13 protein-coding genes are annotated in these 13,459 nt (G+C 63.0%); 7 read left to right on the top strand and 6 right to left on the bottom strand.

The window, feature by feature from the left end:
- Nucleotides 1–82: 82 nt before the first annotated feature.
- From V7651_RS12860 to lexA, 5 genes are all read left to right on the top strand, one after another.
- Entirely contained in the window at nt 83–664 is a 582-nt protein-coding gene (locus V7651_RS12860; protein ID WP_335613417.1) for an anthranilate synthase component II, read from the top strand.
- Nucleotides 665–674: 10 nt separating this feature from the next.
- Entirely contained in the window at nt 675–1,433 is a 759-nt protein-coding gene (locus V7651_RS12855; protein ID WP_335613416.1) for an alpha/beta hydrolase, read from the top strand.
- A gap of 69 nt (nt 1,434–1,502) precedes the next feature.
- Nucleotides 1,503–2,534 carry an anthranilate phosphoribosyltransferase gene (gene trpD / locus V7651_RS12850; RefSeq protein WP_335613415.1) on the top strand — a complete coding sequence of 344 codons (1,032 nt, stop codon included), beginning with the start codon at nt 1,503–1,505 and terminating at the stop codon, nt 2,532–2,534.
- Nucleotides 2,531–3,334, top strand: coding sequence for an indole-3-glycerol phosphate synthase TrpC (locus tag V7651_RS12845; protein WP_335613414.1), 804 nt, complete (start codon nt 2,531–2,533; stop codon nt 3,332–3,334). The genes trpD and V7651_RS12845 overlap by 4 nt, the downstream gene beginning before the upstream one ends.
- Nucleotides 3,335–3,395: 61 nt before the next feature.
- Nucleotides 3,396–4,079, top strand: a complete 684-nt coding sequence (lexA, locus tag V7651_RS12840; RefSeq protein ID WP_035540013.1) for a transcriptional repressor LexA — start codon at nt 3,396–3,398, stop codon at nt 4,077–4,079.
- On the opposite strand, the gene V7651_RS12835 is transcribed toward lexA, so the two are convergent.
- Nucleotides 4,070–6,148, bottom strand: a complete 2,079-nt coding sequence (locus V7651_RS12835) for a ComEC/Rec2 family competence protein (RefSeq protein ID WP_335613413.1) — start codon at nt 6,146–6,148, stop codon at nt 4,070–4,072. The two genes, lexA and V7651_RS12835, sit on opposite strands and share 10 nt — an antisense overlap.
- A 28-nt stretch (nt 6,149–6,176) precedes the next feature.
- On the opposite strand from V7651_RS12835, the gene gltX reads away from it, so the two are divergent.
- Together gltX and V7651_RS12825 are read left to right on the top strand one after the other, a co-directional pair.
- Nucleotides 6,177–7,646: a glutamate--tRNA ligase gene (gltX, locus tag V7651_RS12830; RefSeq protein WP_335613412.1), complete on the top strand. Its 1,470-nt coding sequence runs from the start codon at nt 6,177–6,179 to the stop codon at nt 7,644–7,646.
- Between the two features lie 40 nt (nt 7,647–7,686).
- Complete coding sequence (locus V7651_RS12825) at nt 7,687–8,991, top strand: citrate synthase (protein WP_035540033.1); 1,305 nt, start codon at nt 7,687–7,689, stop codon at nt 8,989–8,991.
- Here the strand turns inward: V7651_RS12825 and V7651_RS12820 are convergent.
- From V7651_RS12820 to V7651_RS12800, 5 genes are read right to left on the bottom strand one after another with little or no spacing between them, the layout of a single operon-like run.
- Nucleotides 8,988–10,145: a lipid-A-disaccharide synthase gene (locus V7651_RS12820; protein ID WP_335613411.1), complete on the bottom strand. Its 1,158-nt coding sequence runs from the start codon at nt 10,143–10,145 to the stop codon at nt 8,988–8,990. The genes V7651_RS12825 and V7651_RS12820 overlap by 4 nt on opposite strands.
- The gene (locus tag V7651_RS12815; protein WP_335613410.1) at nt 10,142–10,975 is read right to left on the bottom strand and encodes an LpxI family protein; all 834 of its coding nucleotides are present in this window, start codon (nt 10,973–10,975) and stop codon (nt 10,142–10,144) included. The genes V7651_RS12820 and V7651_RS12815 overlap by 4 nt, the downstream gene beginning before the upstream one ends.
- A 10-nt stretch (nt 10,976–10,985) precedes the next feature.
- Nucleotides 10,986–11,774 (bottom strand): acyl-ACP--UDP-N-acetylglucosamine O-acyltransferase, encoded by a 789-nt coding sequence (gene lpxA, locus V7651_RS12810; RefSeq protein ID WP_335613409.1) that lies wholly within the window; start codon nt 11,772–11,774, stop codon nt 10,986–10,988.
- A gap of 47 nt (nt 11,775–11,821) precedes the next feature.
- On the bottom strand, nt 11,822–12,838 hold the full coding sequence (gene lpxD, locus V7651_RS12805; RefSeq protein ID WP_335591843.1) for a UDP-3-O-(3-hydroxymyristoyl)glucosamine N-acyltransferase: 1,017 nt from the start codon (nt 12,836–12,838) through the stop codon (nt 11,822–11,824).
- 13 nt (nt 12,839–12,851) lie between these two features.
- Nucleotides 12,852–13,442 (bottom strand): OmpH/Skp family outer membrane protein, encoded by a 591-nt coding sequence (locus V7651_RS12800; RefSeq protein ID WP_335591842.1) that lies wholly within the window; start codon nt 13,440–13,442, stop codon nt 12,852–12,854.
- Nucleotides 13,443–13,459 lie beyond the last annotated feature (17 nt).

The raw sequence follows: 13,459 nt of genomic DNA, 5'->3' as shown, positions 1-13,459 counted from the left end.
GTCGAAGGACGAGTTCCGTTCGCCCCGCGCCCGCCCTTCGACTTCGCTCAGGGTGAGCGCTCCGGGCCATCTGGAGGTCAGCATGCCTAAGCCGCACATCCTCGTCGTCGACAATTATGACAGCTTCACCTGGAACCTCGTCCACTATCTGGAAGAATTAGGCGCCCACACACAGGTCATCCGCAATGATGAGCTGACGGTGGAAGAGGCCCTTGCGCTCAACCCCGACGGCATCCTCCTCTCCCCCGGCCCGTGTACACCAAACGAGGCCGGCATCTGCGTCGACCTCATCAAGTCCGCGCCCGACGACATGCCCATTCTCGGCGTCTGCCTTGGTCACCAGTCCATCGGTCAGGCCTTTGGCGGCGCCGTCATCACGGCGAAGGAAATCCGCCACGGCAAGCTGTCCGACATCCACCAGACCGGCGGCGACCTGTTCGAGGGCCTGCCCGAAACCTTCACGGTCGTCCGCTATCACTCGCTCTCCGTCCGTGAGAGTGACCTGCCGGATTGCCTCGTCGCCGATGCCCACACGGACGATGGCGAGATCATGGCCCTCCACCACAAGAGCCGCCCGCTCTACGGCGTCCAGTTCCACCCCGAATCCATCATGACCGAACACGGCCACGCCCTGCTGAAGAACTTCCTCAGCAAGGTGAAATAGAAGGCGCGCCATGAGCGATCTGGATGCCAGAGCTGAAGCCCTCCTGGGTGCCCTGCCGATCAGCCCCAGTGCCGCACCGGGCCAGAACTTCCTGCCGCCCAACACCCGCAGCGACATTCCCGGCGAATCCGGCGACACGCCCGTCTGGCGCGCAGGCACGGGCCCGGCCACGCTGTTCGTGCATGGCTGGGACGACACCCACCGTGTTTGGCGCCGTTTCGCGCAGGATTTCCTCCAGAACACGCGGCCCCTCCTGCTGATGGACCTGCCGGGCCATGGCGCCTCGAAGGCCGAAGCCTGCACGCCCATTATGGCGGCTGCGTCCGTCGCAGCGGTCTGCGCCGCTGAAGGCCCCATCGACACGATCATCGCCCATTCCTTCGGATGCGAAGCGGCGGCCCTCGCCATCGCTGCTGGCGCCGAGCCCGACTATCTCGTCATGATCGCCCCACCGCTGCTCGGCTGGGCGGACTACCAGCGCATGAAGGGCGAGGATGAATCCGTCATCGCACGGGCGCTCGAACTGCATGAAGAGAAAACCGGCGCTCCTATGTCCAAAACGGACATCACCGGTGCGCTAGCAGACTATGCAGGCTCCATCCTTCTGATCGGGTCAGATGCCGACGAGAGTTCCCCGCTCGGCCTTATCCGCGACCTCGCCGAAACCCTGCCGGGCGCCAAACTGATCGAGCGGGAAACACTCAGCCACCGCGATCTTGCTCTCGATCAGGGTATCCTGTCCGATATCCTGGCCTTTCTTGGCTACTGAGTCAGGTTTGGCGCATTGAACCGCGTCCCCAAGGCCGCTATCGGTGTCGCTCTTCATTGGAAATGATTGATGACTGACACTGCCCTCACCACCGCCATCAAGGCCATCGCCCGCAATGAGACGCTGGAAGGCGAGACGCTCGAAACCGCGTTCGAACTCCTGCTGACGGGCGAAGCCGCCCCGGAAGAGATCGGCGCTTTCCTGACAGGCCTCGCGGTGCGCGGCGAGACGGCCACAGAGCTGACTGCCGGCGCGCGCATCATGCGCCAGCACGCCCGCAAGGTTCATGTCGAAGGCCCCGTGCTCGATACATGCGGCACCGGCGGCCTCCCATGGAAAAGCCTCAACACATCCACCGCCAGCGCGCTCGTCATCGCCGCTGCGGGTGGCCGCGTCGCCAAGCATGGCAACCGGTCCGTGCCACCGAAGACAGGCTCGGCCGACGTGCTCGAAGCGCTGGGTGTGAACCTCGAAACCGACGAGAGCGAATTCCAGGCCTGCCTCAATGGCGCCGGTGTCGCCTTCATGTTCGCCCGCGCCCACCACAGCGCCATGCGCCATGTCGCGCCGGTCCGCGAGAAACTCGGCATCCGCACCATCTTCAACCTGCTCGGCCCCCTCTCCAATCCGGCCGGCGCGCAATTCCAGGTTCTCGGCGTCTTCGCCCCGCAATGGACCCGGCCCATGGCCGAGGCGCTCGCCGCGCTCGGTACAACCAAAGCCTGGGTTGTTCACGGCCGCGACGGCATTGACGAGCTCTCCATCGCCGGCGCCTCCCATGTCTGCGAAGTCGAGAATGGCGCCATAAGCGAATTCGAAATCCATCCCGCCGATGCCGGCCTCGACACCAGCCCGCTATCCCGCCTTGAAGGCAGCGGCGTGCAGGACAATGCCATGGCCATCACAGATCTGCTCGATAGCCAGGAAGGCCCGTTCCGCGACGCCGTCCTGATGAACGCCGCTGCGGGTCTCCATGTCCTCGGTCTCGCGTCTGACTTGAAGCAGGGCGTTGCAATGGCCGCCGAAGCGATCGACACCGGCAAGGCCCGCGACACGCTGCGCCGCCTCGCCGCGCTCTCCAACGGGCAGGAACCGGCATGAGCACCGCCCTCGACCGCATCATCGCCTACAAGCATGACGAAGTGGCCGCGCTGAAACAGGCCGAATCCTTCGAAAGCTTCTCGCGCATGGCCAGCGAGGCCAGCCCGGTTCGCGGCTTTGCCGCCGCCATGGACCGTATCGCCGCTCAGGATGAAAACGCCCTGATCTGCGAACTGAAGCGCAAGAGCCCTTCCGCCGGCGAGATCCTGCCCGGCGCTGACCCTGTCGCCATTGCCACGGAATACGAAAGGGGCGGCGCGGCCTGTCTCTCGGTGCTGACCGATGGCCCGAGCTTTGGCGGCTCGCTCGCCGACTTCGCCGCCATCCGCAGCGCCGTCAGCCTGCCCATGCTGCGCAAGGATTTCCTCGTCGACACCATTCAGGTCGCCGAAGCCCGCGCCCATGGCGCCGACTGCATCCTCGTCATCCTGTCGGCCGTTGATGACGTGCTGGCCGGCGAGCTTTCAGCTGCCGCAACCGTTTTCGGCATGGATGTTCTCATTGAAACCCATGACGAGGCCGAATTGGAACGTGCGCTGCGCCTTCCGTCGCCCCTGATCGGCGTCAATAATCGCGACCTGAAGCGCATGGTGACCGACCTTACCACCACTGAGCGGCTGGCCTCTCTGGTCCCCTCAGATCGCCACCTGATCGCTGAAAGCGGCATATCCACGACAGATCACATCATTCGGCTGCGAGCGTCTGGCGCCCGGCGCTTCCTCATTGGGGAAAGCCTGATGAAAATGAACCAATTACGCGAAAGCGCGGTAACAGGGTTAAGAAAAGCCCGTTCCAATTGACCCGAAACATGAACGCATGTAGAACATATGAGAACATAGATTCGGACGGAAGGAATCACCCGTGCTGACCAGTAAACAGAAAGAGCTGCTGCTCTTCATCAATGAGCGGATCAAGGAGACCGGTGTTTCCCCCTCTTTTGATGAAATGAAGGAAGCGCTCAATCTTGCTTCCAAGTCCGGCATTCACCGCCTGATCTCGGCGCTTGAGGAACGCGGTTTCATCCGCCGTCTCGCGCATCGGGCCCGCGCCCTCGAAGTGCTCAAGATGCCTGAGTCCGCCATTCCCACGCAGGCCGCTCGCGGTCGCAAGGATTTCAAGCCCGCACTCGTCGCCACCGGCCTGCCGACCGAGGCGCGTGCCCCCCGTGCCATCCCCATTCTTGGGCGTATCGCGGCAGGTGTGCCCATCTCCGCCATCCAGCAGGACAATGGCCATATCACTGCGCCGGATGACCTTGCCGAGGGCGAAGAACACTTCGCACTGGAGGTCAAAGGCGATTCCATGATTGAGGCCGGCATCCTCGAGGGCGATCTCGTCATCCTGCGCCGCACCGAAGCCGCCAATACGGGCGACATCGTTGTCGCCCTGATCGACGGCGAAGAAGCGACTCTGAAGCGCCTGCGTCGCAAAGGGGCCTCTGTTGCCCTTGAAGCCGCCAACCCGGCCTACGAAACCCGCATTTTCGGTCCCGACCGCGTGCAGATTCAGGGTCGCCTTGTCGCCCTCGTCCGCCGCTACGACTGACACTGCCTCCATGGCCGGTCGCGGCATACCGCGCCGGCCTGGACAACCATTCCAGACTTGCCCTGCCAAACGGAAAGCCCGCCTTCTCGGCTAACCTGTTCCCAATTGTGGTTGAACGCGCAGGCCTCTCCGGGCGCCGTTAGCGACAACTGCAGGACCGCCTCATGAAGAGGCCGGCAATTGCCCTCGTTGCTCAGTTCAAGACGTCCGGCAGGTGTCTCCAGTTCGCAAGGCAACTCCCCGCAGCTTGCCGCATCCAGCGTGCTGTAGCGCAGCGGCGCCAGCCCATCGCCATCCGCGAAGTCGAAGCGCTTCATCCCGCCCTCGCTGGTTCTGGCGAAGACCTCGCCGGAAGCAGACCAGTGCAGGACCAGTTGCGGGCTCGCTGTCCACAAATAGACCGCCGGAAGGACCGCGAGTGCACACAGAAGTACCCGACCTGCCCCGCGAGCGGTCGTCACGAGGGCCAGCGAGACCGCAAACAGCGCCATGCTTGCCCCCGGCATCGCCGACGGAAGGGACACTTTGGACGGCGCCATATCGGCGCACCCATGCGCAATTATCAGCACCAGTTCCAGCGAATAGCCAAACAGCCTCAGCCCCACATCGCCCAGCCCGAATGGCGTCAGCAGCAGTGCCAGCGCCGCAGATGGCGCGCTCACGAAACTGATAACAGGCATGGCCAAAAGGTTCGCAATCAGCCCCAGCCCCGCCAGCCTGTCAAAATGGTAGAGTGCAAAAGGTGCTGTCGCCACTGCAGCGACAACAGACGTCATCACGAGCGAGGCCCACGCAAAGGGGATCGGCCCCAGAACGCGTTCCCGCCCCGCCCTGCGGTGCGACCACGCCTCATAGGTCGCAATCAACGCCCCCGACGCTGCAAACGACATCTGGAAGCCCGGCGTCATCACGCTCTCCGGCTGCAGCAGCACCACAGCGATCATCGCAATCGCAAAGGAGCGCATCGAGATCGCCGCCCGGTCAAACAGCACAGCGCCGAACACCACCGCCGACATGATAAAGGCCCGCTGCGTCGAAACGCTCGCCCCAGACAGGACGAGATAGGCAAGGCTTGCCAGCAGGGCCGTCACGGCCGCCGGCTTCTGGACCGGCACGCGCAACGCCAAAGGCTCGAACAGGACGAGGGCCTTTTGCGTCAGGAAGAACACAAGTCCCCCGACAATGCCCATGTGCAGGCCGGAAATGGCCAGCAGGTGGGCAAGACCTGATCCTCTCAGCGCCTCCTGGTCCTCCTCCGCCATGAAGCTGCGGTCGCCCGAGATCAGCGCCGCCGCGAATCCGCCTGCGCGCTCGCCTGCCGCCACATTCACATGTGCGGCGAGGTTCCGCCGAAAGGTCGAGAGGCTGATACCAAGCCGGTCTGCAATGCCTGTTGGCGCGCCGAGTGTTCCGCCTCGGCAGCGGCCCTGCACATAGCCCACGGCGCCCAGTTGCTCGAAATAGGCCTGTCGCTGAAAATCATAATCGCCAGGCAGGACAGGCGCTGGCGGCGGTCTCAGAACGGCCCAGCAGCGCACGAAACGACCCGGCGCCACTTCCAGCCGCGCCATATGCGTCAGCCGCACGAAACGTGGCTGGTCCTCCGGCGCGAAGCCTTGAATGGCATGGACTTCGAGGCGGAGACGTGGCCCCTTCTTGCCGGGCTCCACGCCCGCCACCCAGCCTTCCAGCATGACCGGGCGCGTCGCTTCAGTCACCACCGGCGCATCGACCAAACGGGCACGCACGGCACCCGCCGTGAATCCTGTGACGACCCCGAAACCAGCCACCATCAGCACATAAAGGAAGCTCCACGTCACTAAGCGCCGCGCCGCAAGCAGGAGCAGCCCTGCCCCAATCCACGCGCCAAGACAGGCCAAAAGCGACGGCTCTTCGGGGGCCAGAAAATAGGTCGCCGCTCCCGCGCAGAGGGAAAACGCGAAGAGGAGCGGGCGTGCATCAATCGCGGCCAGCGACCACATGCCTGTCCACCGGGTGCGCCAGGCCGGGGCGGCCCCCTTGCCTTCCGGCGCAACCTTGTGTTTGTGCACCACAGATGAAGTATCCACCTGCATTTACCTGGAGCCTGACGCCCTTATGACCGTTGTCACGCGATTTGCCCCTTCTCCCACCGGCATGTTGCACATTGGAGGGGCAAGGACCGCACTTTTCAACTACTTGTTTGCCCGCCACCATGGCGGCCGCTTCCTGCTGCGTATCGAAGACACAGATCGCGCCCGCTCGACGGACGAAGCGACAGCCGCCATCCTTGAGGGCATGACCTGGCTCGGCTTAGACGCCGATGAGGCGCCGCTGATGCAATCCAGCCGGGAAGCGCGCCATGCCGAGGTGGCCGCCGAGATGCTTGCGCGCGGCACTGCGTTCAAATGCTACGCCACACCGGAAGAGCTGCAGGCGCGCCGCGACCTTGGCGAGGAGAAGCGCCAGGCCGCCAAGGCTGATGGCCTCAGCGATGAGGCACGCGCGGCCCTGCTGGCCGAGGCTAATGACCTGCTTGCGCCCTATCGTTCGCCATGGCGTGATGGCGCCGCCGCGCCTGCGCCAGACGCCCCCTATACGATCCGCCTGCGCGCGCCGGATGATGGCGACCGTGTCGTGGAAGATGGTGTTCAGGGCACTGTGCGCATTCAGGCCAGCGAGATTGATGACCTCATCATGCTGCGCGCCGACGGCACGCCGACATATATGCTGGCCGTCGTGGTGGACGACCATGACATGGGCGTGACGCAGGTCATCCGCGGCGACGACCATCTGCGCAACACGTTCCGCCAGATCCCGATTTACGAGGCCATGGGGTGGCAGGCTCCTGCCTTCGCGCATGTCTCGCTGATCCATGGGCCGGATGGCGCCAAGCTGTCCAAACGCCACGGCGCACTCTCCACACTCGCCTATCGCGAGATGGGGTACCTGCCGGAAGCGATGAAAGCCTACCTGCTGCGTCTCGGATGGAGCCATGGCGACCAGGAAATCTTCACCGAGGAAGAGGCCATTTCCCTCTTCGATCTCGCCGGTATCGGACGTGCGCCAGCCCGCCTCGACCTGGAGAAACTGGGCCAGATCAACTCCCACTTCATGCGCCTTGCAGACGATGACCGCCTGTTCGGACTACTGAAGCCGCTGTTCGAGGCCGGAGCCCCGCTGAAACCGGATCAAGAAGCCCGTATTCACCGGGCACTGCCGCATTTGAAGGACCGTGGCAGCACGCTTTCAGAGCTGGCATCCGCTTTTGCATTCCTGCAGGTCCAGCGACCGCTCAATCTCAACAAGAACGCCCGAAAGGCGCTTTCCCCGGAAGGGCTTGACCGGCTCGCCGGGTTGCGTCACGAACTGGCGTCGATATCGCAGTGGACAGCTGAAGAAATTTCGGGAACGATTACTTCGTATTGCACTGCACAAGACCTATCTATGGGGCAGGTAGGTCAACCGCTTCGCGCCGCGCTCACTGGCGGCCTTCCCGCACCCGACATTGCGCCGGTGCTGGAATGGCTCGGCAAAGAGGAAGCGCTCGGGCGAATTGACGATCAACTCGTCCAGGCTGGCAGCTAGGCCACGCCGGACAGACACTGAACATGAAGGGCAAATGCTGATGGAAAACAAGACTAAGAATGCCGGGACCGCCAAGCTGGAAGTCGCTGGCAAATCGTATGATCTGCCGGTCCTGTCCGGAACGCACGGGCCAAATGTTGTCGATGTCCGCAAATTCTACGCAGAATCCAACCATTTCACCTTCGACCCTGGTTTCACGTCGACAGCCAGCTGCGAAAGCCAGATCACTTTCATCGATGGTGACGAAGGCGTGCTGCTCCACCGTGGTTACCCGATTGGCCAGCTGGCCGAACAGTCGACCTTTCCGGAAGTCTGCCACCTCATCCTGAAGGGCGCTTTGCCCAAGAAAGATGAACTCGACGTCTTCAACGCCGAAATCAAGCAACACACCCTTCTCCACACGCAGATGGACCGCTTCTTCGAAGGCTTCCGCCGCGACAGCCACCCTATGGCGATGCTGACCGGCGCAGTTGGCGCGATGGCCTCGTTCTATCCTGGCGCCATCGACAGCGAAGACCCAGTGGAGCGCCACCTCGGTTCGATCCGCCTCGTCGCCAAGATGCCAACGCTCTGCGCCCGCATCCTGAAGTACAATATGGGCCAGAAGTTCGTCGATCCGCGTAACGAGCTCTCCTATGCCGAGAACTTCCTGAACATGTGCTTCTCGGTCACGGCCGAGGATTACAAGGTTGATCCGAAAATCGCCAAGGCGATGGACCGCTTCTTCATCCTGCACGCCGATCACGAACAGAACGCCTCGACGTCCACCGTGCGCCTCGCCGGTTCTTCGGGCGCACACCCGTTCGCGGCTGTCGCTGCAGGCGTTGCCTGCCTCTGGGGCCCAAGCCATGGCGGCGCCAACGAGGCCTGCCTCAACATGCTGCACGAGATCGGCACGGTTGATCGCATTCCGGAATATATCGAGAAGGCCAAGGACAAGAACGATCCCTTCCGCCTCATGGGCTTCGGTCACCGCGTCTATAAGAACTACGATCCACGTGCCACTGTGATGCGGGAATCGGCTCACGAAGTGCTCGACCTGCTCGGTCTGCGCGATCAGCCAATCCTCAAAGTGGCCATGGAGCTGGAGCGCATTGCGCTCGAAGACGAGTATTTCGTCGAGAAGAAGCTCTATCCGAACGTCGACTTCTATTCCGGCATCATCCTTGATGCGATGGGCTTCCCGAAGCAGATGTTCACCGTGCTCTTCGCACTCGCGCGCACCGTTGGCTGGGTTGCTCAGCTCAACGAAATGATCGACGACCCGACGCAGCGCATCGGCCGTCCGCGCCAGATCTATACCGGTCACGCCATGCGCGACTATGTTCCGATGGACAAGCGCTAGGCGCCAGCTTCCTCAAGGATCACTTCAGCCGCAATTTCGGCTGCATCGCGATCGCCCTCTTTCATTCGGGAGAGGGCGATTTGCTGCTCGGCCCTCTGTTCGGCCAGCGCGTCCGGATCGGTCAGCCATTGCAGCGCTTGGGATGCAATAAGCTCCGGCTTTTGCTGCGTCTGGACAAATTCCGGCACGATCTCTTCGTCATCACTGACGATGTTCAGCAGCGTGATATGACGTCTCTTGTAGAGGAACCCGCGCGCGAGCGACCAGGTCACCCAGCCGGTCTTGTAAGAGACGATCATTGGCGTGCCCTGCATAGCCAGCTCGCTTGTCACCGTGCCAGAACAGGCCAGCGACAGATCGGCCGCCGCCATCGCGTCATAGCGCTCGGCGGGATTGCTTGAAACGGTTGCCCATTCCGTGACATCCGGAAAAGCCTCGGCGAACTGAGCGGCCACGCTGGCGGCGGGCGCCATGACAATCGTCCGCTCGGGGTCGGAGTCCTTGAGGATGCGCGCCGCCTCTACGAGCGCCGGCGCCACGCGCTTGATCTCGCTCGAGCGGCTGCCCGGCAAGACGAGCACGACCTGCGCATCGGCACGAATGCCGTGGGCGGCGCGGAAGGCTTCGCCATTTCCCCATTGGTGGCGAGACAGGGCCGGGTTGCCGATAACCGTCGTCTTCAGACCGAACGGCTCGTAATACGGCGCCTCGATCTCGTGCATGCAAAGGAGATGATCCACGGTCGCGGCGAGCGTTTTCGCCCTGCCTGCGCGCGTAGCCCACACTTGCGGCCCGATCAGCTTGACCAGTTTAATGTGGGGCGCCCGCGCCCGGACGCGCTGCGCAACGCGCAACATGAAGCCCCATGAATCAACCAGGATGACGGCGTCAGGCGAATCCGCGATAATGGCGTCAGCGGCCACATCAGCCAGCTTCACCACTGTGCCATAGGCTTTCAGGCCCTCCAGCAGGCCAAGCACGGAAAGCGGTGCGATATCCAGCGGCGAGACGATGCCGAGGGACGCCATCTCGGTACCGCCAATGCCCGAGACATACACGTCAGGTTGGCGGGTCCGGATAGCTTCAATCACTTCGCGGGCCAGCAGGTCGCCTGAGGACTCAGCCGCGACGAAGTATAGCCGGGGCGCCGTCATGCCTCGAAGCCATAGATGAAGACGCCGAGGCGCTCAGCGGCGGCCTGCATCTTGTCCCGCCCGAGCATAAGGGCGCCGTCAGCCTCGACCGCGAGGCCTGCAAGGCCCGCCGCTGCGACATGCTCGACCGTTGAAAGACCAACCGTGGGCAGGTCGATGCGGCGTTCCTGACCGGGTTTGGGCCGTTTTACGAGTACGCCACGCCGCGCGTTGGGCGTGCCCCGGATCGCTTCCGGGAGGGTTACTATCCGCACGAGCATCGCGTCGGTACCCTCCTGTGCCTCAACAGCCAGCACGAGGCCGTCGCAGACCACGCAGCCCTGCCCGATATCGAGATCGCCCAGAGCGGCCACGACATGTGCGCCGCGCTTGATGTCAGCGAGGGCCGTCTCAGTCGGCTGTGGGCCGGCGATCAGGCCAGAAGGTGCCAGGAGGCCGGCATTGACCTCATCGGAGCCCACCACGTTGAAACCCTGTTTCTCCATTTCCCTGACCAGCAGGCGCAGGAGGGCGTCATCGCCCTTCCCGGCTTCGGCAATGACCTTGGGGAGCAGAGCCGCGCCGCGAAGGTCCAGCTTAAGGTCCTTGAAGTTTGGGCGCTTCACGATGCCGGCGAACAGCACGTCCTTGCAGCCAGCCTTCTTGAGCAGCGTGTAGAGTTTGCCGACTTCACCGAGGCCGACCACATCGCCCGGATAGGCGGCGAGGCGTGGTTCCTCGAAGCCCTTGAGGCGAAGGACATAGACGCCCTGCCCCGTCTGAACGGCATTATCCGCGATGCTGACAGGCAGGTCGCCCAATCCTGCGATCAATCCGAGAGGGGCAGTCATGACGCGCACATCAGGGTTTGCAGATCGGCCGGTCGCCGCCCTGTCGAATGAAGTCGATCATTTCCATGGCCAGCGGTTTGCCCGCGAAGGTTACAGCAGCCTGCGCCAGGCGGTCCTTGAACAGGCCTTCGCCCGTGAAGACCGCCTTGTAGGCGCCGCGGATTTCCTGAAGCTGGGCCTTGTCAAAGCCACGCCGCTTGAGGCCGACCATGTTGAGGCCGGAAAGCTTGGCATGGTTGCCGACGACGGAGCCGAAAGGGATGACGTCCTCAACGAGGATCGCGCCACCGCCGATGAAGGCATTGCGGCCAATGCGCGTGAACTGGTGCACGGCTGCCAGCCCGCCGAACCAGACATTGTCGCCCACGGTGATGTGACCAGCGAGCGAGACATTGTTCGCCATGACGACACTGTTGCCGATGTGATTGTCATGCGCGATGTGCGCGCCGATCATGATGAAGCAATTGTCGCCGACCTGGGTCAGGCCACCAAATTTCGGGATGCCGGTATGGGCCGTCGCATATTCCCGGAAGGTGCAATTGTTGCCGATTTGCAGGCGCGACTCAGTCGTTTCCTGAAAGCCGATTACCTGCGGCGGGCCACCGACGACCGCATGGGGGTGCAGGATGCTGTTCTCGCCCAGCGTTGTGTGTCCGATGACAACGGAATGCGAACGCAGCTCGCTGCCAGCGCCAATCACGGCATGCGGGCCGACATGGCAGAACGGGCCAACGTGTGTGCCTTCGCCAAGCTCGGCGCCGGTTTCGACATAGGCGGTAGGATGGATTTCGACGGGCATGGGCGGATCCGGGCGCTGCGGTTGAGGGAAGATCGGTGCAGCCGCGTTCAGGAGGTTTTCTTCGGATTTGCCTGTTTCTGCAACCAGGCAACTTCCCGCATCCACTGACGGATGGGCTTGGCTGGTGTTCCCCCCCATGTTTCGCCTGCCTCGATATTGCGGAAAACACCTGCCGAGGCAGCGAGGTTTACGCCGTCACCGATGACGACATGGTCAGCAATGCCGACGCGTCCACCGATCCGCGCGCCGTCGCCGACAGTCACGGAGCCGGAAATGCCCCCGAACGCCGCCATGACGACGCTGCGTCCGAAAACGACATTATGGGCGATCTGGCAGAGATTATCGATCTTGGTGCGCTCGCCAATGATCGTGTCGTCGAACACGCCGCGATCAATGCAGGAGTTCGCGCCGATCGTGACATTGTCCTGCAGGATGACGCGGCCGAAATGGGGCGCGTCTTCCATGCCCGCCGGGCCACCGGTGACACCGAACCCGGCCTCGCCAATGCGTACGCCGGACAGGAGCGTGACCTTATCACCGACAAGCGCGCAGATCAGCGAGACATTCGCGCCGATACGACAATTTCGACCGACCTGGACACCCGGACCAATCACCGCATTCGCGCCTATCACCGTGCCTTCGCCGACCGTTGCACCGGGCCCCACGACCGCGCCGGGCGATACAATCGCGCCGGGGTGCACCTTGGCCTCAGGAGAAATCCGGTCGTCGCCCGACCAGATCAGGTGACGCGGCTGGAACAGCGCGTAGGCCACGAGGCCGTGAAAGTGGCGCGGTAGCGGCGTTACCAGACAAGGAACACCTTCGGGCGCATGCTTGAGATTGGCTTCGTTGAGAATGAGCGCCGAGACGTCAGCACCGACGGAGACGTCGCCTTTGCCGTCGCCATCGAGGAAGGCGAGGTCTCCGCGGCGACCTGTGGCCGCTGCGGAGACACTCGTGATCTCAACTGACGCATCACCGTTCAGGACGGCGCCCGTCAGCTCCGCGATCTTGCCAAGCGTCAGTGCGCCTTGCGGTGCGTAGAAGCGTGGATCGACCGTCACCTAGCCATTCGTCCTATTGTGCGGGTTGGGCAGGCGCGCGCTGGCGTGTGACCGTGATCGTCGGCGTCTTGGCATCCAGCTTGGAGATAACCGCAGCGCTTACGTCGATTGCATCCGAGCTGTAGATGACCTGGGACTTCGACATGACGACCTGGGCATTCTTCTCCTTCACGACTTCCATCAGGACGGGTTCGATCGCCTTGTTGAACTCGATCAGAGCGGCTCGCTCGGTCAGCTGGAATTCCTGACTGACGGTCTGGCGCTTCTGGGCAAAGGCATTGGCCCGGTTCTGGTAAGCGGTGAGTTGCGAGACGAGCGCCGTATCGGCAGCAACCGCTTCACGGGTCTTGCCTTCGACCTTGGCCTGAAGCGCCTTGCCGTCGGTTTCGAGCGTGGCGCGGGTTGGCTCCAGTTCGTTCTTCATCTGGGTCTCAAGGTTCTTCAGTTTGGTCTGGATGTCCTTGCCAGCCTTGCTGTCGCTGAGAATGCGGCCTTCGTCGATCATGACGACGGTCGTGCTCTGGGCAGACGCTGCAGGGGCCGTAACGGCCGCAGCGCTGACAACCAGCGAAAGGGCAAAAAGCATGTGTTTGAATAGGGACATGGTCCGTCTCCTGTTTG

Source organism: Hyphomonas oceanitis, assembly GCF_036964545.1.
GTDB lineage: Bacteria > Pseudomonadota > Alphaproteobacteria > Caulobacterales > Hyphomonadaceae > Hyphomonas > Hyphomonas oceanitis.
This window is presented reverse-complemented; position numbering and strand designations above follow the sequence as displayed.

Coding starts and splice junctions, on each gene's coding strand:
- V7651_RS12815 (WP_335613410.1), bottom strand. CDS start 10,975: ATGACTGCCCCTCTCGGATTGATCGCAGGATTGGGCGACCTGCCTGTC.
- gltX (WP_335613412.1), top strand. CDS start 6,177: ATGACCGTTGTCACGCGATTTGCCCCTTCTCCCACCGGCATGTTGCAC.
- V7651_RS12860 (WP_335613417.1), top strand. CDS start 83: ATGCCTAAGCCGCACATCCTCGTCGTCGACAATTATGACAGCTTCACC.
- V7651_RS12800 (WP_335591842.1), bottom strand. CDS start 13,442: ATGTCCCTATTCAAACACATGCTTTTTGCCCTTTCGCTGGTTGTCAGC.
- V7651_RS12825 (WP_035540033.1), top strand. CDS start 7,687: ATGGAAAACAAGACTAAGAATGCCGGGACCGCCAAGCTGGAAGTCGCT.
- lpxA (WP_335613409.1), bottom strand. CDS start 11,774: ATGCCCGTCGAAATCCATCCTACCGCCTATGTCGAAACCGGCGCCGAG.
- V7651_RS12820 (WP_335613411.1), bottom strand. CDS start 10,145: ATGACGGCGCCCCGGCTATACTTCGTCGCGGCTGAGTCCTCAGGCGAC.
- V7651_RS12855 (WP_335613416.1), top strand. CDS start 675: ATGAGCGATCTGGATGCCAGAGCTGAAGCCCTCCTGGGTGCCCTGCCG.
- V7651_RS12845 (WP_335613414.1), top strand. CDS start 2,531: ATGAGCACCGCCCTCGACCGCATCATCGCCTACAAGCATGACGAAGTG.
- trpD (WP_335613415.1), top strand. CDS start 1,503: ATGACTGACACTGCCCTCACCACCGCCATCAAGGCCATCGCCCGCAAT.